Here is a 22,837-nt window from a genome sequence, read left to right on the forward strand (position 1 = left end):
CTGACCGTCGGAGGGACAAAGCCGTGGAGGTCAAGATCGGCGTGCAGCACGCGCCCCGCGAGATCATCTTGGAGAGCGGGCAGTCTGCCGAGGAGGTCGAGCGCGCGGTGGCCGACGCGCTCGGTGGCAAGGCTCAGGTGCTGTCCCTGGTGGACGACCACGGCCGCAAGGTCCTGGTTCCGTCCGACCGGCTCGCCTACGTCGAGCTCGGTGAGCCGACCACCCGCAAGGTCGGTTTCGGCGCGCTCTGAGCGGTCCGCTCGCAATGACGGCGGGGCCCGGTGGACGCTCTCAGCTCTCCACCGGGCCCCGCCGCCGTGTTTGGCCACCGCGCCCGGCAGGGAACCCGTCCCGCCCCGGACCGCTCCTGCCAAAAGGATTGCCCCCGCATGGGCCCGGGTAAGACCGGCACGACCGGGGCGTGATCACGCTTCGGTCCCGATCCGCTCACGGGAAGGACGCGCCATGGTCATTTGGGAAGCGCTCGGCTCGGTACTGATCGGTCTCGCCGTCGCGTACGGGGCGAACCGCTGGCGCCCGCACAGGCTGCCCGCACGGACCCTTGTGCTGTCCACCGGCCCGGGCGCGGCGCTCTTCGGCGCCCTGATCGCCCACACGGTGCTGGGCTCCGGCCATGCGGTGGCCGTGCTGACCGTCGCCCTGGGCTTCGCGGCGGCCCTGCTGTCCCTGCTCATCCGCCCGGCCGCCAGGACCCGCCGCCGGCGCTCGGTCCCGGCGTAAGGCGCTCGGTCCCGGCGTAAGGCGCTCGGTCCGGCCGGCGGCGCAATCCCTCCCGCTACAGGCGGCAGGGCTCCGGCGCACCCGGCGCCGGAGCCCTGCCGTCTGCCCCGGGGCCTACGCGGCCAGGCCCAGCGCCGCCATCCGCTTGGTGTGCGCCTCGGTGATCCGCGAAAACATCCGGCCGACCTCCGCCAGGTCGAAGCCGTCGGCCAGGCCGCCCACCAGCATCGTGGAGAGCGCGTCGCGGTCCGCGACCACCCGCTGCGCCTGGGACAGCGCCTCGCCCATCAGCCGCCGCGCCCACAGAGCCAGCCGCCCGCCGACCCGTGGGTCGGCGTCGATCGCGGCCCGCACCTTCTCGACCGCGAAGCTCGCGTGGCCCGTGTCGTCGAGCACCTGGAGCACCAGAGCGCGGGTGTCGGAGTCCAGCCGGGCGGCCACCTCACGGTAGAAGTCGCTGGCGATCGAGTCGCCCACGTACGCCTTGACCAGGCCCTCCAGCCAGTCGGACGGCGCGGTCTGGCGGTGGAACCCGTCCAGCGCCGCGGCGAACGGCTCCATGGCCGCCGTCGGCTCCTCGCCGACCGCGGACAGCCGGTCCCGCAACCGCTCGAAGTGGTGGAACTCGGCGGAGGCCATCTTCGCCAGCTCCGCCTTGTCCTCCAGCGTGGGCGCCAGCTTGGCGTCCTCCGCCAGCCGCTCGAAGGCGGCGAGCTCGCCATAGGCGAGGGCACCGAGCAGATCCACCACGGCGGCCCGGTACTGCGGGTCGGCGGCGGCCTGCTCCCAGTCCTGGGCGGCGATCCCGGTGGGCGCCGCGGTCTTCTTCTCGCCGCTCTCCCCGGCGTGGTCCTCGGCGGTGGCGGCGAGCTTCCCGGATGTGTCAGGCGTGTCAGACGTCTCCATGGAGCGCACAATAGCCCGCTCCGCGCCCCGGGGAAGGCCCTGGTCAGCCCGGACCGGCGACGCCCCGTATCCGGTGCCAGGTCACAGATGCGCACTTCCGGGGTACAGTGGTATTCGCGCCCGCCGAGTATCGGCGGGTCGTTCACTAATGCGGATGCCCGGTCGGTGGCCCGATCGGCTCCAAACCGACCGCCCTCCACGCGGCGTGCGCCTCACGTGCGCGCGGCAGGAGGGACCCGCTCGCGGCGTGTGCGCTCGAGCGAGGGCAGTGGTCCCGCGCCGAACCGGCCGTCCCCAGGCCGGTGCACCCGGGCGCTGTGCGATCCCCTTCGCCGCCTCTCGCCGCGTCTCACAGAAGAGGCAAACATCCTGTCCACTTTCCGCGAACTCGGGATCCTTCCCGAGACGGCCGAGGCCCTCGAGGCCGTCGGCATCATGTCCCCGTTTCCCATCCAGGAGATGACGCTTCCGGTGGCCCTCGCCGGCTCCGACGTCATCGGTCAGGCCAAGACCGGCACCGGCAAGACGCTGGGCTTCGGCCTCCCCCTGCTGGAGCGCGTCGTCGTCCCCGCGGACGTCGAGGCGGGCCGGGCCAAGCCCGAGCAGCTCACCGACGCTCCGCAGGCGCTCGTGGTCGTCCCCACCCGCGAGCTCTGCCAGCAGGTCACCAATGATCTGCTGACCGCCGGCAAGGTCCGTGCCGTCCGCGTCCTGTCGATCTACGGCGGCCGCGCGTACGAGCCGCAGGTCGAGGCCCTGAAGAAGGGCGTCGACGTGGTCGTCGGCACCCCGGGCCGGCTCCTCGACCTGGCAGGCCAGAAGAAGCTGCGGCTCTCCTCCGTCAAGGCACTCGTCCTCGACGAGGCCGACGAGATGCTCGACCTGGGCTTCCTGCCCGACGTCGAGAAGATCATCAATATGCTTCCGGCCAAGCGCCAGACCATGCTGTTCTCGGCCACCATGCCGGGCGCCGTCATCGGCCTGGCCCGCCGCTACATGTCGCAGCCCACGCACATCAGCGCCACCTCGCCGGACGACGAGGGCGCGACCGTGGCCAACATCACCCAGCATGTCTTCCGCGCCCACTCGATGGACAAGCCGGAGGTCGTGTCGCGCATGCTGCAGGCCGAGGGCCGCGGGCTCGTGATGATCTTCTGCCGTACGAAGCGGACCGCCGCCGACATCGCCGATCAGCTCGCCCGCCGCGGCTTCGCCTCCGGCGCGGTCCACGGCGACCTCGGCCAGGGGGCGCGCGAGCAGGCGCTGCGCGCCTTCCGTAACGGCAAGGTCGACGTGCTGGTCTGCACCGATGTCGCCGCGCGCGGCATCGACGTCGAGGGCGTCACCCACGTGATCAACTACCAGTCGCCCGAGGACGAGAAGACCTATCTGCACCGCATCGGCCGTACGGGCCGCGCGGGCGCGTCGGGTACGGCCGTCACCCTGGTCGACTGGGACGACATCCCGCGCTGGCAGCTGATCAACAAGGCGCTGGACCTGCCGTTCAGCGACCCGGAGGAGACGTACTCCACCTCCGAACACCTCTACGAGCTGCTCAACATCCCGGAGGGCACCACCGGCGTGCTGCCGCGCGCCGAGCGCACCCGGGCCGGGCTGGCCGCCGAGGAGGTGGAGGACCTGGGCGAGACCGGAGGCCGTGGCGGCCGTGGCCGCAAGGCCGCCGCCCAGACCGAGGAGCGCCCCGCGCGCACCCGCACCCCCCGGACGCGGCGCCGTACCCGCGGCGGTGCACCCCTGGACGAGGCGGGCGCGCCGACGGCGGCCGAGTCCGCAGTCGAGACCGCCGAGGACGCGACCGCGCCGCGCCAGCCCCGCCGCCGGCGCCGTACGCGTGGCGGTGCGGCCACCGGAGCCGAGGCGGCTCCCGCCGCCGCTGTCGACACCGCGGAGGCGGCGCAGCCGGAGGCGGAAGCCCCGGAAACCCCTGAGGCCACCGCCCCCGCCAAGCCCCGTCGCCGGCGCACCCGCGGCGCCGCCAAGACCACCGAGGCCCCGGCCGAGGCCGCCACCGCCGCCGAGGCGGCCGTGGCGACGGCCGAGGGCAGCACGGAGACGGCAGAGGCCGCCGCGGCGAAGCCCCGTCGCCGCACCCGGGCCAAGGCCACGGAGACGGTCGAGACGGCCGAGGCCGTCCCGGCGCAGCAGGAGGCCGCCGAGGCCCCCGCCAAGCCGCGCCGCCGCACCCGCGCCAAGGCAGCCGAGACAGCCGAGGCGACGCAGGTGACCACGGCTGAGGCGCCCGCCGAGGGCGAGGCCAAGCCGGTCCGCCGCCGGCGCACCCGCGCGGCGGCCCGGTCCGAGGCCACGCCCGAGGGCTGAGCGCACCACCTCACGGCCCCGGGGCCCGATCCGCGAAAAGAACCGGATCGGGCCCCGGGCGGTTCACGTGCCGTTCGCCATGGGCTGTATAGCCTCATCTCCATGAGCAGGCCGCCGTTTCTCACACTGCCCGCGGGCGCCCGCGCGCACCGCCTCAGGACCACGCGCGGGGAGTTCGCCGTGCACGAAGTGCGGCCCGCCGCGGCCGCGCGCGGGACCGTACTCCTGCTGCCGGGGTTCACCGGGAGCAAGGAGGACTTCGTCGCGCTGCTGGAGCCGATCGCCGCGGCGGGCTTCCGGGCGGTGGCCGTGGACGGGCGCGGGCAGTACGAGACCCCCGGCCCCCGCACGGAGGCGGCGTACCGGCAGGACGAGCTGGCCAAGGACGCGCTCGCGCAGGCCACCGCGCTCACCGCCGCGACCGAGGGCCCCGTCCATCTGCTCGGTCACTCGCTCGGCGGACTGATCGCTCGGTCCGCGGTGATCCGCGACCCGGGGGCCTTCGCCTCGCTGACGATCATGAGTTCGGGCCCGGCGGCCATCTCGGCCTCGCAGCAGGCCCGGACCAAGCTGCTGATCGACGCGCTGACCGTCATGGACATGGAGTCCGTCTGGCAGGCGATGCGCGAGCTGGATCCGCCCGAGGCGGCCGACGAGGCCACCCCGCCCGGGGTCCGGGATTTCCTCCGTCGGCGCTGGCTCGGCACCGTACCCGAACAGCTGATCGCGACGGGGCGGCAGCTGAACGGCGAGCCGGACCGGGTCGGGGAGCTGGCGCGGGTGCGGATGCGCATCCATGTGCTCTCCGGCGAGGTGGACTACGCCTGGCCGGTGTCGCTGATGGACGAGATGGCTGAGCGGCTGTCCGCCCACCGGACCGTGATCCGTGGCGCCGGGCACTCCCCCAACGCCGAGGAGCCGCGGGCCACGGCCGAGGAGCTGACCGCCTTCTGGCGGAGCCTGGGCTGAAACCCCCGGGTCCGCCCACCCCGGGCAGAAACCTTCCGGCAGGGCTCAGTACTGGGCCTGGAGATGCTCCCAGAAGCCGTCCCGCAGCGCCCGCCTGAGATCCGCGTGGGCGCGCAGCGAGAGCCGCAGCATGCCCTCCGCGTCGATCAAGAGCTCCTGGTCGACCGAGCCGGGCAGGTAGGGGTGGCCCGGGAGCAGCTCCGCGAGGGTCTCCCGGCCGCGCGAGGAGAGCCACTGGGCGGCGATCCGCGCGCCGACGAAGCGCACCTCCTCCCGGGTCGGCGCGGGCCCGCACAGCGCCGTCTCGCCGTTCGGCTCGTAGCCGGTCGCCCGCCGGGTGACGTACGGCTTGCAGAAGTCGAGGTCGAAGGTGCGCTGGCTGTCGACCTCCCACAGCAGCGGCTCGGCCTGATTGCGGCCGTCGAGGGCCTCGATGCCCCACAGGTGGACGCGCGCCCCGTAGCCCTGGGCCGCCTCGACGGCGGACACGAGGTCCTCGTCCCCGCCGATCAGCACGGCGTCGCCGATGGCGCGGTGCCGGGCGAGGGACTCCAGATCGGAGCGGATGAGTGAGTCGACGCCCTTCTGCTGGTTGTTGGCGTTGAGGTTGCCGAGCCGGACCTTGACGTCGGGCAGCTCCGCGATGCTCTGCTGCTCCGGGGTGTGGATACGGCGCCGGGCGCCGTCGAACCAGTAGACGCGCAGCAGCCTGCTGTCCGGGAAGATCGTCCGCGCCTTGTCGATAAACGCCTCGATGAGCCCCTCGGCGTCGAGCTCGAAGGCCCGGCGATCCTCCGTTCCGGTGACGAGCCGGCCGGCCGCGGCGTAGACGTACCCCGCGTCGACGAAGATCGCGTGGGTGGACGGTGTGGTCGCGACCTCGGCGAGCACGCGCTGCAGCAGCTCGTTGGTGCGCTCGATCCCCACGACGATCGAGGCGAGATCTGGTTGGCCCGGAGGCATGGCTTCACTCATACGCGGTTCATTCTCCGGGCGGCTGCGTGAGGGGCACAACCGGACCTGCTACCAGCGGATACTTAGACTGGCAAAAAATTTCATTAGCGTAGGGAATGTTTTCGAGGGACACTGTCGTTGAAGAAGTACAGGAGCACACGGCAGCGAGGCCGAGTCGCTCCGTACACATCAGTTCTCCTCAGGAGGATCAGACGAAGGGAGAAGCCTTGCGCTTCGAGATCATGCGCCTCGACGATGTCGACGGCACCGCCGTGGACAGCACCGTTGTGGACGCCGCCTCCGTCAACCGGATCGTGCAGCAGGCCGCCGCGATCGGCCAGCGCATCTACATCCGTCCAGCCGACACCGCAGCCCGGTAGTGCCGCGAGGCATCTCCCAGCTCAGCGACGCGAAGCGCCCCCGTACGGTCCGTACGGGGGCGCTTCGCGTCGCTCAGGTGCTGTGCACCACCTGAATGACCCCATTGATGATCTGCTGCACCGCCAGCGCGGAGAGCATCATCCCGGACAGACGCGTGACCAGCACCACTCCCCCCTCCTTGATCAGGCGAATGATCAGCAGCGAGTAGCGCATGGTCAGCCACAGCGCCACATGCATGGCGGCGATCGCCACCCACACCGCGACCTGGTCCTCGACCCCGCGCGCGTGCTGTACGGCGAGGATCACCGAGACGATGGCGCCCGGCCCGGCGAGCAGCGGCATGCCCAGCGGGACGAGCGCGACATTGACGTCCTTGGTCTGGGTCGGCTCGTCGCTCTTGCCGGTGAGCAGGTCGAGCGCGATCAGCAGAAGCAGCAGCCCGCCCGCGATCATCAGCGCGGGGACCGAGACATGCAGATAGTCGAGGATCTGCTGGCCGCCGACGCCGAAGACGGCGATGACCCCGAAGGAGACGGCCGCCGCCTGACCGGCCATCCGGCGCTGGACCCTGACCGGGCGGCCGGAGGTCAGCGCGAGGAAGATGGGCGTGATGCCCGGCGGGTCCATGATCACAAAGAGGGTGAGAAAAAGGGATCCGAAAACAGCGGCGTCGAACACGATGATGGCCTTGCGGAGGAGAGCGAGCGGTACGAGGGGGTGAGGGAAGGCGCGGAAAGGCGAGGGAGGGGTGGGCTCGCGGGACGGGAGTGTCAGCCGCCCGCGCCCGGCACCGGGAACGCCCCGGTCGCCCGGCGCACGATCTCGCCGTAGATCTCGGGATCGGTCGTGTTCTCGCCGAGCCGGCAGGTCTTCCGGCTGCCGTGGTAGTCGCTGGAGCCGGTGGTCAGCAGCCCGTGGTCGGCGGCGAGGGCGCGCAGCCGCACCCGCGTGGGCTCGTCGTGGTCCATATGGTCGACCTCGATGCCGTCGAGGCCGGCGGCGGCGAGCTCGCCCATCGCGCTCTCCGGTACGCACCGGCCACGCTTGACGGCCTGCGGATGCGCGAAGACGGTGACCCCGCCCGCGCCCTTGACCAGCCGTATCGCCTCAAAGGGGTCCAGCTCGTGCTTCTCTACATAGGCACGGCCGCCATTGGACAGCCACTCCGAGTCGAACGCGTCCGAGACGCTGTCGACGACGCCCAGCTCGACCATCGCGGTGGCGATGTGCGGCCGCCCGACGGCCCCGTCCCCGGCGATCTCCGCGACCCGCTCCCAACTGACCGGCACGCCCAGCTCGCGCAACTTCCCGACCATGGCCTTCGCGCGCGGCACCCGGTCGTCGCGCACCAGCTCGCGCTCGCGGGACAGCTCGGGCTCGGCCGGGTCGAAGAGGTACGCCAGCATGTGCAGGCTCACGCCGTTCAGCCGGCAGGACAACTCGGCGCCGGTGACCAGGGTCAGCCCGGCGGGCAGCGCCCGGATCGCCTCCGCGTAGCCGCCGACCGTGTCGTGGTCGGTGAGCGCGACGACGTCAAGACCGGCCGCCGCGGCGTTCCGCACCAGCTCCGCGGGGGTGTCCGTGCCGTCCGAGGCAGTGGAGTGGGTGTGCAGATCGATGCGCACGACACGGACTCCTCACTGCGATCGGGTCAACGAACGGGACGCTCCAGGGTAACCGGAGCTTCGGGCATGCCCGCGTCAGGGGGAGGGCGGCCACCGCGGCCGGAAGGTCAGGACAGCAGCCGCGGCGACAGCGCCCCGCACGGCACCAGGTCCACCTCGGCCCCCGCGTCCCGCAGATCGGTCAGCACCATCTCGTCGTACATCAGCAGTCCGGTCTGCTCGGGCCAGACGATCGCCCACAACCACAGCCCGCACGCCTCGCCCGCGAAGACCGCGCGGTCGTCCGGGGTGCCCTCGACATGCCACAGCGGGGTGGGCCGCCCGGCGGCCAGCACCTTGACGTGCGGCGGCTTGTCGACCCGCATCCCGGGCCCCGGGTCGGGTCCGGGGATGCCCGCGTAGCGCGCGCCGAGCCCGACGCCCAGCTCCTCGGCGACCAGCAGCAGCTCGCCGGGGCCGCCGAGCGGTCCGGGGCCCGAGCAGGCCACAGCGGTGGCGCGGCCGCCGCCGCGGTCGTCGCCCGCGCACGCGACCCCGGTGAACAGCCAGCCCACCGGCAGCGGCCATGGCATCCATACGGGCACCCGGGCGCGGTTGGTGACCACGACGAGTGCTTCCACGCTCGGCGGAACGACCGGCTGGAGAGGGTGCACGGTGCCGTGCACGCCGCACTGCCAGGAGTCGGCGAAGAGGCCGGGCGCCCGCACCCGGCCACCGCACTTCGGGCAACTGGGTTCGCCCCTCATAGGGCCCCACGGTCCTCTCCGGCCGTCCCCGCGTCAAGGACGATCACCCGTCCGGAGGCCGCCGGGCCGGAAGAGCTTCCGCGCGGCGCCCCTTTGACGTAGGGGTGCCGTACGGGTGCCGTACGGACTCAGCCCGTCAGCGGCACCCCGGAGCGCACCGGGTCGCGCAGATCCGTACCGTGCCGCAGCCAGCGGTCCTGCAGCGCGCCCGCCCCATGGACCCGCTTCCACGCCGCCTCGTTCCCGGTCATCGGCAGCAACGGCAGGAAGCGCACCGGCTCCATCGGCTCCAGCAGCTCCAAGTCCTCGACCAGGCCGCCCGGTTCGGCGATGAGGACGGAGGTGAAGGGCGCCCCGGGCCACAACGGCTCACCGAGGTCAAGCGAGGCGCCCGGCGTCACCACCAAGCCCTCGACCTGAGGGGAGGCGGACAGCACGGCGAGCGGCCGCAGCACCCCGTCGAGGACGGAGATCCCGGGGCGGGGGCCGCCGGTCCGTACGGTCAGCACGAGCTCGGCGCGCGGTCCGCGCAGGGGGTCGGCGACGGCCGCGGTCGGGTCGGTCATCGGATGGTCCGACATCCCGAGTGTGGCGTATCGCACCACATCCCCCTCACCGCGGAATCGCAGCACTTCCATGCGGTCCGTGCCGAGGAAGGTGACGGCGGCGCGGGCGTCCGGCTCGCCCAGCGCGGTGATCAACCGGGCTTCGACCAGCTGAAGTACGTCTGACATGCGGTGAGCATAGATCGCGTATCGAACAGGCAAAGCGGCGACGTAACGGTTCTGCCGACTGATAGCCTTAACGCCTTGCCCAGGGAGTACACGTCGTCCCTCATGGGGGACCGGCCGGAGGAGGTGGGGCTGCGGTGGATCCTAGTCGACCGTGCAGTACCGACAGTTCTCCCGTCGTTTCCCGTTGGTATGCGACTCCATGATCTGAAATCTTCCGTACCCCACCGCCTCTCGGTGAAACACGCGAAGTCTTCTCGCATCCAGGGCATCTGACGGCAGAGCGCCTTCGTTCCGCTTTGTTCACTTTTCCGCGAACATCCGTCAGCGCCATCGCACGGAGCGCCGCCCGCTTTGCGGACGTACGAGTACCGGTACGCCGTACGTCCACTTTCCGGGCGCAGCGCTGCGCCGCGCGCCCCGCCGCTGACGGCCGGCCCGTGAAGGAGCCCGTCATGTCGATGATCCGTGACCTGCGCGCAGCCGTCCGCCCCGCCCTGCGCCGTACCCGCACCGCCAGCAACTACGACGCCACCCGCGACCCCTCGGTGAACAGCGCGGTGGTCGACTGCGCGGTCTACCGCGACGGCAAGCGGGTCAGCGACCACGTCAGCCCGGCGTGGGCCATGGAACGGGTGCGCGCCGAGGGCGGCTTCGCCTGGATCGGCCTGCACGAGCCCACGGAGCGCGAGTTCGCCGTCATCGCACAGGAGTTCGGGCTGCACCCACTGGCCGTGGAGGACGCCGTCCATGCCCACCAGCGGCCGAAGCTGGAGCGGTACGACGACTCCCTCTTCACCGTCTTCAAGACGATCCACTACGTCGAGCACGCCGAACTCACCGCGACCAGCGAGGTGGTGGAGACCGGTGAGGTGATGTGCTTCACCGGCCGGGACTTCATCGTGACCGTGCGGCACGGCGGCCAGGGCTCGCTGCGCGCCCTGCGCCACCGGCTCCAGGAGGACCCCGAACTGCTCGCCAAGGGCCCCTCGGCCGTGCTGCACGCCATCGCCGACCAGGTCGTCGACGGCTATCTCGCGGTCGCCGACGCCGTCCAGGACGACATCGACGAGGTCGAGATCGACGTCTTCTCGGCGGGCACCTCCCGGAGGGGCGGCGACGCGGGGCGCATCTACCAGCTCAAGCGAGAGGTCCTGGAGTTCAAGCGGGCCGTCTCGCCGCTGCTGCGGCCGATGCAGCTGCTGAGCGAGCGGCCGATGCGGCTGGTGGACCCGGACATCCAGAAGTACTTCCGGGATGTCGCGGACCATCTGGCGCGCGTCAATGAGCAGGTGCTCGCCTTCGACGACCTGCTGAACTCGATCCTCCAGGCCAATCTGGCGCAGGCCACCGTCGCCCAGAACGAGGACATGCGCAAGATCACGTCCTGGGCGGCGATCTTCGCCGTCCCGACGATGATCGCGGGGATCTACGGCATGAACTTCGACTACATGCCGGAGCTGCACTGGAAGTACGGCTACCCGGCCGTCTTCGCCGTCACGGTGGGGATCTGCGTGGCCATCCACCGCGGCTTCAAGCGCAACGGCTGGCTGTAGCCGGCCCGCGGCTCTGAGCGGATGCGGTGAAGTTCGCCGCTGATCCCTCGCCGTTCGGCCTGGCCGAGAGCTTGGACGCCGAGAAGGATCAGCACTTGACTTCGCCGTAACCGCTTAGCCGACTGGCTCGCTCGCCCTGCTCCGGTCCGCCAGGATCACGAGGGCGAGCCCGCCGAGGATCACCGCGAGCGCCGGGTAGGCGGCCACGGGCGGCTGCTGGCCCAGCCACAGGGCCGCGATCAGCGCCGCCCCCGGCGTCTCCAGCAGGATCGCGGTCGAGGTGACGGACGGGCCGAGCCCCTTGACCACCCGGTTGATGATCGTGTGCCCCAGCAGCTGCGCGGTCACCATCAGCGCGGCCAGCCGCAGCCAGGTGACCCCGCTGTAGCCGCCGAGCGCCGTGCCCGAGACCAGGCAGGTCAGCAGCAGAAGCAGACTGGTCGTCGAGTAGCAGACGTAGGTGTAGGCGGTGGTGCTCACCGACCGGCGCACCTCCGCCCCGAGCACCACATAACCGGCCGCCGCCATTCCGCCGACCAGCGCGAGCGCGTCGCCCAGCAGCGCGCGCGGAGAGGTCGTCAGGTCGACTCCGGTGAGGATCACCACTCCGAGGACGGCGAGCCCCATGCCCAGCCACGCCACCACGGGCGGGCGGTGCCCGCGCAGCCGCAGCAGCAGCGCGGTCCAGATCGGGGTGGTGGTCACCAGCGCGGTCGAGGAGGCGATGGAGGTCATCCGCAGGCTCGGCAGCCAGAGTCCGAAGTGCAGCGCGAGCAGCGCCCCCGCCCCGGCCGACAGCAGCACCGCCCGGCGCCCCATCCCGCGCAGCTCGCCCCGGTGACGCCACAGGGCGAACGGGGTGAGCGCGCCGACCGCCATGGCGTTGCGCCAGAAGGCGACGGCCAGAGCGGGCGCCGCGGTCGCGGCGGCGAGCGGCGCGGACAGCGAGATCCCGGCCACGGCGATCGCGAGCAGCGCGGCGTCCACGCGAGCGGCGGGGCGGGGAGCGCCGCCGTCGCGAGGTGCGGTGGGGGCGGCGGCGTCGTCAGTACTACGGGCGGTGCGAGCGGCAGACACCCCAGCAGCGTAAGGCGCGTGAGCCGCATACGGAACTGTCCTTCCGCCTGCTGGGACGGTGTGTGGCTGGCCTAGGCTGTGCACATGACGACGCAGACGCCGATGGACCGCGCCCTTGTCGAGGAGGCGGCCAAGAAGTCCGCCCTCATCTGGGTCCAGGGCACCGAGGGCGCCCCCCGTGCGCTGTGGCACGTCTGGCACGAGGGGGCGGCCACTCTGGTCGGGGACGGCTCCCGGGAGCAGCCCCTCCAGGGCCTCGGCCTCACCGACGGCGGCACCGCCACGGTGACCGTACGCAGCAAGGACAAGGGCGGACGCCTGGTCAGCTGGCCCGCGCGGGTGGTCGAACTCACCCCCGGCGGCGAGGCGTGGACCGCGGCGGTCGAGGAGCTCAAGGGCAAGCGGCTGAACGCGCCGGACGCCGAGCGGATCGCGGAGCGGTGGGCGCGGGAGTGCCGGGTGCTCCGGCTGGAGCCCGCGTCCGGGGCGCTCGCCGAGCCTCCCACGGACTCCCTGGCGGCTGCCCCGCTGCCGACCCCGGCCATCACCCGCCGCCCCGTTCCGGCCGGGCTGCCGAAGCTGCTGGCCCGCGGCAAGCGGGCCCGTAAGGGCTGAGCGGGGTCGCTTACGTCCCCTCGGGGATCTGCTGCCCGTAGTCGAGGATGTGACTCTTGTCCGGGGCGGTCAGCTCGAAGTCCTTGTTCCAGTCCGCGAGGCGGATCACTCCGGCGCCGCCCGCCCGGTGGAGCCGCAGCGGATAGGGGTGGCCCTCCAGGGAGACGTCCAGCGATCCGCCCTCCCCCGCCTTTCCGGCGAGGACGCGGATCGTCCGCACGCCGTCCACCTGGCCGCGGTCGCCCGTGGTGATCCGGCCATGCAGTCCGAGCAGCCCGTCGAGCAGCACGCCCTTGTCGGTGAAGCCGCTGAGCCGCTGGTACGAGGGGTCGCCGGCCGGGATCTTCACATACTTGTCGTCGAGCTTGTCGGCCGCGCCCCCGGCGGCGGTCCGAGCGCCGCTCCGGCCGTCGCCGGAGGCCCCCTTGTGCGCCCAGAAGCCCGCGTCCGCCTTCAGATAGAGCTCCTTGCCGATGCGCAGCAGCTCGAAGGTGGAGCCCTCGGTGGAGACCTGACCGGTGCCGCCGTCCCCCTTGAGCCGCATGTCGAGCTTGTAGGTGCGCCCCTTGGTGACGAGGTTGCCGGACAGCCGCACCGCGTCCGCGCTGCCGGCCGCCGCGCGAGCCCTGGTCTCGATCTTCGCGGCGGGGAGCTTGCCCACGCCGTTGGTTCCCGCGTCGGGGTCCTTTTCCCCACCGCCGCCGCCGCACGCGGCGAGCGTCGCGGCCAACCCCGCGCACATCGCCGCAACGAGAGCCGTGTTCCGGGTGCGCACGTCCGCTCTGCCTCCTGATGCCGGTGCAGTAGGGCAGCGTACCGGTGCCGTAGGGCGGTGTCCGCACGGTGGCGTACCACCGATCGTCCGGCGGCAGGACACGACCGGGCACGTTAGCCTGAACCCGGCGAAAGGCGAGGAAAACCCACATAAGAGGAGGCGCATGACATGCCGGCAGGCGCCCCCCGGATCTTTGTCTCGCACCTCGCGGGCGTCGCCGTCTTCGACCCGAACGGCGACCAGGTGGGGCGGGTGCACGACGTCGTGGCGATGCTGCGGCCGGGCGGCCGTCCGCCGCGGGTGCTCGGCCTGGTGGTCGAGGTGGTCGGCCGCCGCCGGATCTTCCTGCCCATGACGCGGGTGACGGGGGTGGAGTCCGGGCAGGTCATCACGACCGGCGTGATCAATATGCGGCGCTTCGAGCAGCGCCCGACCGAGACCCTGGTCCTCGGCGAGATGCTCGACCGCACCGTACGGCTGGTGGAGACCGGCGAGGAGGTGAAGGTCCTCGACGTGGCGATGGCGCGGCTGCCCGCGCGCCGCGAATGGGAGATCGACAAGGTCCATGTACGGCGCGGCAAGACCGGTGCGCTGCGCCGCCGCGGCGAGACGCTGACGGTGGACTGGTCGGCGGTCACCGGCTTTTCCGTGGAGGAGCACGGGCAGAGCGCAGAGAGCCTGCTGGCCACCTTCGAGCAGCTGCGCCCCGCCGACCTCGCCAATGTGCTCCACCACCTCTCCGCCAAGCGCCGGGGCGAGGTGGCGGCGGCGCTGGACGACGAGCGGCTCGCGGACGTCCTGGAGGAGCTGCCCGACGACGACCAGGTGGAGATCCTCGGCAAGCTCGAGGAGGAGCGCGCGGCCGACGTCCTGGAGGCGATGGACCCGGACGACGCGGCCGATCTCCTGTCCGAACTGCCCGAGGGGGACAAGGAGCGGCTGCTGGCGCTGATGCGCCCCCGGGACGCGGCGGACATGCGGCGGCTGTTGTCGTACGAGGAGGGGTCTGCGGGCAGTCTGATGACGACCGAGCCGATCGTGCTGCGGCCGGACGCGACGGTGGCGGACGCGCTCGCCCGGGTGCGCGATCAGGATCTGACCCCGGCCCTCGCCGCCCAGGTGTATGTGTGCCGCCCGCCCGACGAGACGCCCACCGGCCGCTATCTGGGCATCATCCACTTCCAACGGCTGCTGCGCGACCCGCCGTTCACCCTCGTGGGCTCGGTGGTCGACACCGATCTGCGACCGCTGTCGCCGGACACTCCGCTGCCCGTCGTCACCAGCCATCTGGCCACCTACAACCTGCTCGCGGCGCCGGTGGTGGACGAGAGCGGCTCCCTGCTCGGCGCGGTGACGGTCGACGATGTGCTGGACCATCTGCTGCCGCCGGACTGGCGGGAGCGGGGGCTGCACGGCGCCGTGGCCATGCCGGAGGTCGCCGATGGACGGTGAGGCAAGCCGTCTCGACCGGCCCAAGGAGCGCCGCCGCAGCCCGCTGCCCCGGTGGGATCCCGAGGCGTTCGGCAAGGCGTCGGAGCGGATCGCCCGCTTCCTGGGCACCGGCCGCTTCATCGCCTGGATGACGGTCGTCGTCATCGTGTGGGTGGCATGGAACACCCTGACGCCGCCGCGGCTGCGGTTCGACCCCTTCCCGTTCATCTTTCTGACGCTGATGCTGTCGCTCCAGGCGTCGTACTCCGCGCCGCTGATCCTGCTCTCCCAGTACCGGCAGGCCGACCGCGACCGCGTCAGCCTCGAACAGGACCGCAAGCGGAGCGAGCGGTCCATCGCCGACACCGAGTTCCTCACCCGGGAGATCGCGGCGCTGCGCTCGGGGCTCGGCGAGGTCGCCACCCGCGACTGGATCCGCTCGGAGTTCCAGGACCTGATCAGGGGGCTGGAGGAGGAGCGCGGCGCCCGGGCCCCGAGTGAGGAACGCGACCGCTGACGACCAGCCCGGAGTCCGCCCTCGGCGCCGTACCATCGTGCGTATGGCAACCGACACCCTCCCAGCGCCGAGCGAAGACGCGGTGCGCACCGCGCTCGCCACGGTCAACGACCCGGAGATCCACAAGCCGATCACCGACCTCGGCATGGTCAAATCCGTCGAGATCGCCGCGGACGGCTCGGTCGCGGTCGTGGTCTATCTCACGGTCTCCGGCTGTCCCATGCGGGAGACGATCACCAGCAGCGTGCGGGACGCGGTCGCCGGGGTCGAGGGGGTGACCGGTGTCACGGTCGACCTCGATGTGATGAGCGATGAGCAGCGGCGCGAGCTGGCATCCTCACTGCGCGGCGGCCAGGCCGAGCGCGAGGTGCCCTTCGCCAGGCCCGACTCGCTGACCCGGGTCTACGCGGTGGCCTCCGGCAAGGGCGGCGTCGGCAAGTCATCGGTGACGGTGAACCTCGCCGCGGCTATGGCCGCCGACGGTCTGAAGGTCGGCGTCGTGGACGCCGACATCTACGGCCACTCGGTGCCCCGCATGCTGGGCGCCGAAGGACGCCCGACCCAGGTCGAGAACATGATCATGCCGCCGTCGGCGAACGGCGTGAAGGTGATCTCGATCGGCATGTTCACCCCGGGCAACACGCCGGTGGTGTGGCGCGGACCGATGCTGCACCGCGCGCTCCAGCAGTTCCTGGCCGATGTGTACTGGGGCGACCTCGATGTACTCCTTCTCGACCTGCCCCCGGGCACCGGCGATATCGCGATCTCCGTCGCCCAACTCGTCCCGAACGCCGAGATCCTGGTGGTGACGACGCCACAGCAGGCCGCCGCCGAGGTCGCCGAGCGGGCCGGCTCGATCGCCGTCCAGACCCATCAGAAGATCGTCGGCGTGGTGGAGAACATGTCCGGGCTGCCCTGCCCGCACTGCGACGAGATGGTCGACGTCTTCGGCACGGGCGGCGGCCAGGTGGTCGCCGACGGGCTCAGCCGGACCACCGGCACCACGGTGCCCGTGCTGGGCGCCATCCCGATCGACGTACGGCTGCGCGAGGGCGGCGACGAGGGCAAGCCGGTCGTGTTGACCGACCCCGACTCCCCCGCGGGCAGCGCGCTCAAGGCGATCGCGGGCAAGATCGGCGGGCGGCAGCGCGGGCTCGCGGGCATGTCGCTGGGCGTCACGCCGCGCAACAAGTTCTGAGCGGACATAGCGAACATACGGCAGCGGACATAGGACAGGGGCGGCCTCGGACGAGGCCGCCCCTGCCGTGCGTTTCGCCTATGCGTCGTAGGCGGCGATGTCCTTGACCACCGAGAAGCCCACTCCGTACGCGCTCATGCCACGCCCGTAGGCACCGATGTGCACGCCCTCGCCCGCGGACCCGGCCAGCACCCAGCCGTACTCCGACTCGCGGTAGTGGAAGTCGGCCGGCACCCCGTCCACCGGCAGCGACAGCTGCGACCAGCCCTCGCCGTCCAGATCGTCCGCCAGCTCCCAGGCGATGGCGGTCTGCTGGTCCAGCCAGTCCTGACGCAGCGCCCGCTCCATCCGGGTAGGCCAGGTGCATGACAGCAGGCCCGAGCCGGCCAGCCAGGCGGCCGAGGAGACCGAGGTGGCCTCCAGCTTGCCCGTGCCGTCCGCGCTGTCCCGCACCGGGCGGCTGGCGACGGTGACGACCACCGTGAAGCGCTGCTGGTCCATGTCGGTCTCGACCCGCAGCGACGGCTCCTCGCCATGGCCGGTCGAGCCGTATTCGACCGTGCCGTCGGCGGCCACTCCCACCTGCATCAGCCAGCGGGGGCCCGTGAACGCCTCGTCAAGCCCGTACCAAGGGAAAGCGGCCATCAGATAGCCGTCGACGCTCCGTCGGGCGTCTGCGGGCATCCCCTGCGCGGCTGCGCCCACTCCTTGCACCCCTAGCCGACTTGTCGTCTCCATGTGCGCGCGGCCTCCTCATTGCCCTGCGTCGTGGGCGGCCCGCCCCCCTTCGGGCGACCTCACCCCGGACAAAGGGAGGATAGCCATACGGGTCAACCAGGCCGGACATACGGTGGATCAAGTGGCGTCGGAGTCGAACGGCGGATGATCGTCGCGACCCGGCTCATCACGCTTGCGCAGCAGCTCAGGGGTGGTGGAGTCGCCCTTGGACAGGGACGGCGGGGTGGTGCCGGACGCCCCGGAAGGCCCCGGTGAGGGGTCACCCTCCCGGCCGTGTACCGCATCGGCGACCTCCGCCATCTCCTTGCGGAGGTCGAAGCCGTTACGGATCTCCTTCAGGCCGAGCTCATCCGAGTCCAGCACATGCTTGCGGACGAAGTTCTTGGGGTTCAGATCCTCGAACTCGAAGTCCTTGAACTCGGGCCCCAGCTCGGAGCGGATGTCCTCCTTCGCGCTGTCGGAGAACTCCCGGATCTTCCGGATGAACTGCGATACGTCCCGAATCACCTTCGGAAGCTTGTCCGGGCCGAAGACGAGCACCGCAAGGACAACGAGCGCGACAAGCTCGAGAGGTCCTATGTCCAACACCTTGCAGCTCCTCAAGACGTCTGTGGCCCCGGCCTGGGCCCCTCAACACCGTACCTGGCGGCGGGTCCGGCGCGGGAGACGGACGGGCCAACATCAAGGGTCAGCGGTCGCCGCTCGCCGAGCCGAGGGTCAGCTCCACGGTGCGCTCATCGCCGTCGCGCTTGACGGTCAGCCGGAGCCGGTCGCCGGGGCGATGGCTGCGGACCTTGACGATCAGCTCCTGTCCGCTGTGCACCCGGACGCCGTCCACCTCGGTGATCACATCGCCGGACTTGATCCCCGCCTTGTCACCGGGGCCGTCCGGGGTGACCGCCGGGCCGTCCGCTCCCTTGGTGTTCACCCGCGCCCCGTCGCCCGTGTAGCCCATGTCGAGCGTGACGCCGATGACCGGGTGGGTGGCCTTGCCGGTGTTGATCAGCTCCTCGGCGACCCGCTTGCCCTGGTTGATCGGGATCGCGAAGCCCAGCCCGATGCTGCCGCCCTGGCCGCCGCCGAAGCCCGAGCCGTCGTCGGCCGCCCGGATCGCGCTGTTGATCCCGATGACCCGCGCCTTGCGGTCGACCAGGGGGCCGCCGGAGTTGCCCGGGTTGGTCGGGGCGTCGGTCTGGAGCGCGTCCACATAACTGACGTCGCTGCCGTCACCCTTCTCGCCACCCGCGGTGATGGGGCGCTCCTTGGCGCTGATGATCCCGGAGGTGACCGTGCCCGCCAGATCGAAGGGCGCGCCGATCGCCACGACGGGGTCGCCGACGCGGACGGAGTCGGAGTTGCCGAGCGACAGCGGGCGGAGCCCGGAGACCCCCTCGACCTTGACGACCGCCAGGTCATAGCCGGCGTCGCGGCCAATGACCTCGGCATCGGCGGTCTGGCCACCGTTGAAGGTCACCGATATGTCGCCGTCCGTGCCGGCGGGCTGCACCACATGGTTGTTGGTGAGGATATGACCCTCTTTGTCGAGGACGAACCCGGTGCCGGTGCCCTCCGCCGAGCTGCCGCGCACATGGATGGTCACCACGCCGGGCAGCGCGCTGGCGGCGATCCCGGCGATGCTGCCCGGAGCCCTGGCCTCCTTCTCGACGGGGGCCTGCGGAAGCTTCACCTCGATGTCCCCGGCAGCGTTGTCATGCTGCACATACGCGCCGACACCGCCGCCGAGGCACCCCGCGATCAGAGCGATCAGCAGCACGGTGATCCAGGTGCGGCGGCGGGAGCCCGTCCGGGGGACGGCGGGCGGCCGGGCCACGGTCCAGGGGTCGTAACTGCGCCACCGGACGGTCTGCGGGTCCTGCGGAGCCTGCGGGGACCCGGACCGGGGCTCGCCGGTATGCGGCGGCAGCGACGTGCCGTGCGGCGGCGTCACGCCGGTATGCGGCGGCAGCGACGTGCCATGCGGCGGCGTCACGCCGGTATGCGGCGGCAGCGACGTGCCATGCGGCGGCGTCACGCCGGTATGCGGCGGCAGCGACGTGCAATGCGGCGGCGTCACGCCGGTATGCGACGGCAGCGACGTGCCATGCGGCGGCGTCACGCCGGTATGCGACGGCAGCGACGTGCCATGCGGCGGCGTCACGCCGGGGTGCGGCATCGGCGCCGCCGCCTGCGGGGGCACGGACCCGGTGGCGGGAGCGGTGCCGGGAGGCAGCTGAGTGCCGTGCGCCGGGGTCGCGGCCGGATGCTGAACGGGGGGTGCGGGGGCCCAGGGGCCGGGGCCGCCGTAGGGCGGGGTGCTGTATGGGTCGGGCTCGTGCAGCGGGCGCGAGGAGCGCTCCCCCGGCTCCTGCGGCCCGGAGGCCAGGGGCTCGGACGCCGCCGATTCCGCGGCCGATTGCGTCACGGGTGCCCCCGCCGCCTCCGCGGCCCCGGCCTCCCGCCCCGCGTGGCCCGTCCGGTCGCCGGGTCGTGCGGCCGGACGGCTCCACCACTTCGGCTTCGGCCCGGGGGCCTTCAGCTCGTCCATGATCTCCCCAAGTTGCACGGCACGGACTGTGCGCCCATTTTGAGGCTCGGTCTGCCTCCGGGGCGCCTCAGCCGCTGTCGACGGGCGACCGTGCTCGGCCACTCGTTCCTCGCGGCCTCCGCGCGCTCTCCCCTTCGACAGCGCCACGCCCTTTCGGCTCGCCCGGAAGCGATTCAACCAGGTCCGCCGATGCTCGCGCAGGGCGGACGGAAGGACGTTGTCACGACCGGCGAAGAACACCTCGCCGGCGGCCCGCCCCTACTTCGGGACGGCGCTGACCCCCAGATACAGCGGAGTACCCGTCACGGGCTGGGACGGTCCCTCGATCCGGGTCGGCGCGGGGGCCGGGGGCGTCGAGGTCGCGGCCCGCAGCAGGTCCGTCGCCGACAGGATCGGCTGTATCAGCGGATTCAGCGCCATTCCGGCGGTCTCCCGCAGGGCCGGGGGGTGCGGTGTGGCGGCCGGGGACGCGCCGTCGGTCCGTGCCTCCGTGGTGGCCAGCAGTCCGACATCGCGGCGGGTACGCTCACGCACGCCCATGGTGGACGGGGCGGCGGTGGCATTGGCACCCGCCGGGGTGACCGCGCTGTCGGAGCCCTCCGCCATGCTGCCCGGGGAGTCCACCGCCGCCTCAAGCGGAAGGGCGGCACCCAGGGCGAAGGCCGCCAGGGACACCGCGCCCGCCGCCGCGAAGGCGAACCGGCGGCGCGGTGCGGGCCGCTCGACCTCATGGATGCGGAAGCCCCGCCGGCGCGAAGCCGCGGCCGAGGCCGCCGGGGCGATCGCGGTGCCCGGGGGAACCGTGGGCAGAAAGGCGAACGCCCGCTCCGGTCTCTCCTCCGGCTCCGGGACGTCCCGCATGTCCCGGATACCGAAGACACCCGAGCCGCCGAAAGGGGAACCGCTTCCCATGCCGTCATCGCCACCGGCGCCCGGCAGGCCCTGCAGGCGCGCCAGGAAGCCCTCGGACGGCCCCGGAGGGGCCGTCTCGGCGAACACATTTTTCAGCCGACGCTGCGCGTCGGCCTCCGCCTTGCACTTGCAGCACGTCGCGAGATGGGCGAGGACGCGCTCACGCGCATCGTGCCCCAGCTCGCCGTCGACCAGAGCCGCAAGGCGGTCGCCGAGATGCTGCTCGGCGGGGGACGGACCGCCTGATCGGATCACGCGATTCCGACCTCCCCGCTCAACCGGGGGCCGGAGACGCGCGGGGCCACGGCGGTGACCTCCCGCTGCCCGGCCCGGGTCGCGGGGGCGCGGTGCTGCAGCGCCTTGCGCAGATGCGAGCGGCCGCGGTGGATACGGCTGCGCACCGTGCCGAGCTTGACACCGAGGGTCGCGGCGATCTCCTCGTAGGAGAGCCCCTCGATGTCGCAGAGCACGACGGCCGCGCGGAACTCCGGTGCGAGGGTGTCGAGCGCCTGCTGCACATCGGCGTCGAAGTGGGTGTCGTTGAAGTGCTGCTGGGGAGAGGGCTCGCGGCTGGGGAGCCGCTCCGCCGCGTCCTCGCCGAGCGCGTCGAAGCGGATGCGCTGCCGACGGCGGACCATGTCGAGGAAGAGATTGGTGGTGATGCGGTGCAGCCAGCCCTCGAACGTGCCGGGGGTGTACGTCGACAGCGACCGGAAGACGCGGACGAAGACCTCCTGGGTGAGGTCCTCGGCATCGTGCTGGTTACCCGTGAGTCGATAGGCGAGGCGGTAGACCCGTGCGCTGTGGGTGCTGACGATCTCCTCCCAGGTGGGAGGCGTCCACGCCGGAGAATCCCCCTCTTTACCGAACGACGCAGTCGTGGCGAAGGTCGCGGTGGTGGATTCGGCGGAACGAGAATGGTCAGCGGTGTCGGTCACGGATTTCGGCTCGCCCGCTGACCTGCGAAAGCGCCTCAGCACTCTCCGGTCACCGGCCGTAGCCGCACCTCCCCTGTCGGCTCTGGTGGTGTCCAGTAGAGCCCCTACCATATCCACCTCGCCCGTTAGCTCCGGATAAGCAATTTTGACCTGCATTTGGTCGTGATCCATACGGTCCCCCCTCCCTCGTCAACGCCTGGTCCCATCTGCGGGTTCCCGAGCGCAACGGATACAGTCACCGTTGCGCCAACTACGGGGACAGGAGAGGGTCATTACCGGCAACCGGCAGACGAGCTGGGCATTCGCCGACGCGTTCGTCGCCGAGGACGAAGCCCTTCACTGGGCCCGCGACCGGGCCCGGGAGGCAGGGCTGCGCTCGGTGTCGGCCGGCACCGGCGCGGCGCTGCGGCTGCTCGCCGCCGCCGCGGATGCCAAGGCCGTCGCCGAGATCGGCACCGGCACCGGCGTCTCCGGCATCCATCTGCTGCACGGCATGCGCCCGGACGGCGTGCTGACCACCGTGGACGCCGAACCGGAGATGCAGCAGTTCGCCCGGCAGGCGTTCCGGGCCGCCGGCTTCGCCGCGAACCGGGCGCGCTTCATCCCCGGCCACGCGCTGGAGGTTCTGCCCCGGCTGGCCGACGGCGGATACGACCTGGTGTTCTGCGACGGCGACCGGCTGGAGTGCCTGGACTACCTCGAGGAATCGTTGCGCCTGCTGCGGCCCGGGGGCCTGGTCTGCTTCGAGGGGGTCTTCGCGGGAGGGCGGACCGTGGACTCCGCGGCACAGCCCGCCGAAGTACTGCGCGTGCGTGAGCTGCTGCGGACCGTACGGGAGTCCAGCGTGCTGCAGTCGTCCCTGCTGCCGGTCGGCGACGGGCTGCTCTGCGCGGTCAAGCGCGGCTGACAGCCGCCGCCCCCGGTCCATACGCCCCGGTTCACCGGTCAGCGACGGGCCGCTCCGCGCGGCCAAGCGCGGCTGACAGCCGCCGCCCCCGGTCCATACGCCCCGGTCCACCGGTCAGCGACGGGCCGCTCCGCACGGTCAAGCGCGGCTGACAGCCGCCGCCCCCGGTCCATACGCCCCGGTCCACCGGTCAGCGACGGGCCGCTCCGCACGGTCAAGCGCGGCTGACAGCCGC

24 protein-coding genes are annotated in these 22,837 nt (G+C 72.0%); 11 read left to right on the plus strand and 13 right to left on the minus strand.

The annotated features are described in order from the left end of the window. Positions 1 to 23 precede the first annotated feature (23 nt). Complete coding sequence (locus tag ABZU99_RS01845) at positions 24 to 251, plus strand: DUF3107 domain-containing protein (protein WP_355943263.1); 228 nt, start codon at positions 24 to 26, stop codon at positions 249 to 251. 214 nt (positions 252 to 465) lie between these two features. Further along, on the plus strand, positions 466 to 741 hold the full coding sequence (locus ABZU99_RS01850) for a hypothetical protein (RefSeq protein WP_355943265.1): 276 nt from the start codon (positions 466 to 468) through the stop codon (positions 739 to 741). Between the two features lie 114 nt (positions 742 to 855). On the opposite strand, the gene ABZU99_RS01855 is transcribed toward ABZU99_RS01850, so the two are convergent. After that, complete coding sequence (locus ABZU99_RS01855) at positions 856 to 1,656, minus strand: ferritin-like fold-containing protein (protein ID WP_355943267.1); 801 nt, start codon at positions 1,654 to 1,656, stop codon at positions 856 to 858. Between the two features lie 426 nt (positions 1,657 to 2,082). Here ABZU99_RS01855 and ABZU99_RS01860 point away from each other — a divergent pair, with 426 nt between their 5' ends. Both ABZU99_RS01860 and ABZU99_RS01865 read left to right on the plus strand, forming a co-directional pair. After that, entirely contained in the window at positions 2,083 to 3,987 is a 1,905-nt protein-coding gene (locus ABZU99_RS01860) for a DEAD/DEAH box helicase (protein WP_356049676.1), read from the plus strand. Between the two features lie 102 nt (positions 3,988 to 4,089). Further along, positions 4,090 to 4,956 carry an alpha/beta hydrolase gene (locus ABZU99_RS01865; RefSeq protein WP_356049678.1) on the plus strand — a complete coding sequence of 289 codons (867 nt, stop codon included), beginning with the start codon at positions 4,090 to 4,092 and terminating at the stop codon, positions 4,954 to 4,956. Between the two features lie 45 nt (positions 4,957 to 5,001). On the opposite strand, the gene ABZU99_RS01870 is transcribed toward ABZU99_RS01865, so the two are convergent. After that, positions 5,002 to 5,931: an NYN domain-containing protein gene (locus ABZU99_RS01870; protein ID WP_356049680.1), complete on the minus strand. Its 930-nt coding sequence runs from the start codon at positions 5,929 to 5,931 to the stop codon at positions 5,002 to 5,004. Between the two features lie 206 nt (positions 5,932 to 6,137). Between ABZU99_RS01870 and ABZU99_RS01875 the strand changes: the two genes are divergently transcribed. Beyond that, positions 6,138 to 6,290 (plus strand): hypothetical protein, encoded by a 153-nt coding sequence (locus ABZU99_RS01875; protein WP_099871903.1) that lies wholly within the window; start codon positions 6,138 to 6,140, stop codon positions 6,288 to 6,290. A 73-nt stretch (positions 6,291 to 6,363) separates the two neighbouring features. Here the strand turns inward: ABZU99_RS01875 and ABZU99_RS01880 are convergent, their stop codons facing one another. The 4 genes from ABZU99_RS01880 to ABZU99_RS01895 all read right to left on the minus strand — a co-directional run bounded on the left by ABZU99_RS01880 (position 6,364) and on the right by ABZU99_RS01895 (position 9,396). Beyond that, positions 6,364 to 6,969: a MarC family protein gene (locus ABZU99_RS01880; RefSeq protein WP_355943273.1), complete on the minus strand. Its 606-nt coding sequence runs from the start codon at positions 6,967 to 6,969 to the stop codon at positions 6,364 to 6,366. A gap of 92 nt (positions 6,970 to 7,061) precedes the next feature. Next, positions 7,062 to 7,916: a PHP domain-containing protein gene (locus tag ABZU99_RS01885; protein ID WP_355943275.1), complete on the minus strand. Its 855-nt coding sequence runs from the start codon at positions 7,914 to 7,916 to the stop codon at positions 7,062 to 7,064. Between the two features lie 107 nt (positions 7,917 to 8,023). Beyond that, positions 8,024 to 8,662 carry a DUF6758 family protein gene (locus ABZU99_RS01890; protein ID WP_355943277.1) on the minus strand — a complete coding sequence of 213 codons (639 nt, stop codon included), beginning with the start codon at positions 8,660 to 8,662 and terminating at the stop codon, positions 8,024 to 8,026. Between the two features lie 128 nt (positions 8,663 to 8,790). Then, the gene (locus ABZU99_RS01895) at positions 8,791 to 9,396 is read right to left on the minus strand and encodes a suppressor of fused domain protein (protein WP_355943278.1); all 606 of its coding nucleotides are present in this window, start codon (positions 9,394 to 9,396) and stop codon (positions 8,791 to 8,793) included. Positions 9,397 to 9,848: 452 nt separating this feature from the next. On the opposite strand from ABZU99_RS01895, the gene ABZU99_RS01900 reads away from it, so the two are divergent. After that, on the plus strand, positions 9,849 to 10,949 hold the full coding sequence (locus ABZU99_RS01900; protein WP_355943279.1) for a magnesium and cobalt transport protein CorA: 1,101 nt from the start codon (positions 9,849 to 9,851) through the stop codon (positions 10,947 to 10,949). A gap of 114 nt (positions 10,950 to 11,063) precedes the next feature. Here the strand turns inward: ABZU99_RS01900 and ABZU99_RS01905 are convergent, their stop codons facing one another. Continuing rightward, positions 11,064 to 12,026, minus strand: a complete 963-nt coding sequence (locus ABZU99_RS01905) for a DMT family transporter (RefSeq protein ID WP_355943280.1) — start codon at positions 12,024 to 12,026, stop codon at positions 11,064 to 11,066. Between the two features lie 84 nt (positions 12,027 to 12,110). Between ABZU99_RS01905 and ABZU99_RS01910 the strand changes: the two genes are divergently transcribed. Continuing rightward, entirely contained in the window at positions 12,111 to 12,641 is a 531-nt protein-coding gene (locus tag ABZU99_RS01910; protein ID WP_356050354.1) for a hypothetical protein, read from the plus strand. A gap of 10 nt (positions 12,642 to 12,651) precedes the next feature. On the opposite strand, the gene ABZU99_RS01915 is transcribed toward ABZU99_RS01910, so the two are convergent. Then, on the minus strand, positions 12,652 to 13,416 hold the full coding sequence (locus tag ABZU99_RS01915) for a hypothetical protein (RefSeq protein WP_356050353.1): 765 nt from the start codon (positions 13,414 to 13,416) through the stop codon (positions 12,652 to 12,654). Between the two features lie 168 nt (positions 13,417 to 13,584). Here ABZU99_RS01915 and ABZU99_RS01920 point away from each other — a divergent pair, with 168 nt between their 5' ends. From ABZU99_RS01920 to ABZU99_RS01930, 3 genes are read left to right on the plus strand one after another with little or no spacing between them, the layout of a single operon-like run. Continuing rightward, a complete protein-coding gene (locus ABZU99_RS01920; protein WP_356050352.1) occupies positions 13,585 to 14,868 on the plus strand; it encodes a CBS domain-containing protein in 1,284 nt (427 codons plus the stop codon). Beyond that, a complete protein-coding gene (locus tag ABZU99_RS01925) occupies positions 14,858 to 15,364 on the plus strand; it encodes a DUF1003 domain-containing protein (RefSeq protein ID WP_355943285.1) in 507 nt (168 codons plus the stop codon). The genes ABZU99_RS01920 and ABZU99_RS01925 overlap by 11 nt, the downstream gene beginning before the upstream one ends. 43 nt (positions 15,365 to 15,407) lie before the next feature. Then, positions 15,408 to 16,562 (plus strand): Mrp/NBP35 family ATP-binding protein, encoded by a 1,155-nt coding sequence (locus ABZU99_RS01930; RefSeq protein ID WP_355943287.1) that lies wholly within the window; start codon positions 15,408 to 15,410, stop codon positions 16,560 to 16,562. Positions 16,563 to 16,640: 78 nt separating this feature from the next. Here the strand turns inward: ABZU99_RS01930 and ABZU99_RS01935 are convergent, their stop codons facing one another. The 5 genes from ABZU99_RS01935 to sigE all read right to left on the minus strand — a co-directional run bounded on the left by ABZU99_RS01935 (position 16,641) and on the right by sigE (position 21,806). Further along, entirely contained in the window at positions 16,641 to 17,300 is a 660-nt protein-coding gene (locus tag ABZU99_RS01935; RefSeq protein ID WP_355943289.1) for a hypothetical protein, read from the minus strand. Positions 17,301 to 17,417: 117 nt separating this feature from the next. Continuing rightward, complete coding sequence (locus tag ABZU99_RS01940) at positions 17,418 to 17,888, minus strand: sec-independent translocase (RefSeq protein ID WP_355943291.1); 471 nt, start codon at positions 17,886 to 17,888, stop codon at positions 17,418 to 17,420. Between the two features lie 100 nt (positions 17,889 to 17,988). Further along, positions 17,989 to 19,845: a trypsin-like peptidase domain-containing protein gene (locus ABZU99_RS01945; RefSeq protein ID WP_356050356.1), complete on the minus strand. Its 1,857-nt coding sequence runs from the start codon at positions 19,843 to 19,845 to the stop codon at positions 17,989 to 17,991. Between the two features lie 258 nt (positions 19,846 to 20,103). Then, positions 20,104 to 21,012, minus strand: a complete 909-nt coding sequence (locus tag ABZU99_RS01950; protein WP_355943295.1) for a zf-HC2 domain-containing protein — start codon at positions 21,010 to 21,012, stop codon at positions 20,104 to 20,106. After that, positions 21,009 to 21,806 carry an RNA polymerase sigma factor SigE gene (gene sigE / locus ABZU99_RS01955; RefSeq protein ID WP_355943296.1) on the minus strand — a complete coding sequence of 266 codons (798 nt, stop codon included), beginning with the start codon at positions 21,804 to 21,806 and terminating at the stop codon, positions 21,009 to 21,011. Before sigE ends, ABZU99_RS01950 begins: the two co-directional genes overlap by 4 nt. A gap of 130 nt (positions 21,807 to 21,936) precedes the next feature. Between sigE and ABZU99_RS01960 the strand changes: the two genes are divergently transcribed. Continuing rightward, a complete protein-coding gene (locus ABZU99_RS01960; protein ID WP_355943298.1) occupies positions 21,937 to 22,602 on the plus strand; it encodes an O-methyltransferase in 666 nt (221 codons plus the stop codon). Positions 22,603 to 22,837 lie beyond the last annotated feature (235 nt).

Origin of the sequence: Streptomyces sp. NPDC005266, assembly GCF_040607655.1 — a bacterium.
Taxonomy (GTDB): Bacteria; Actinomycetota; Actinomycetes; order Streptomycetales; family Streptomycetaceae; genus Streptomyces.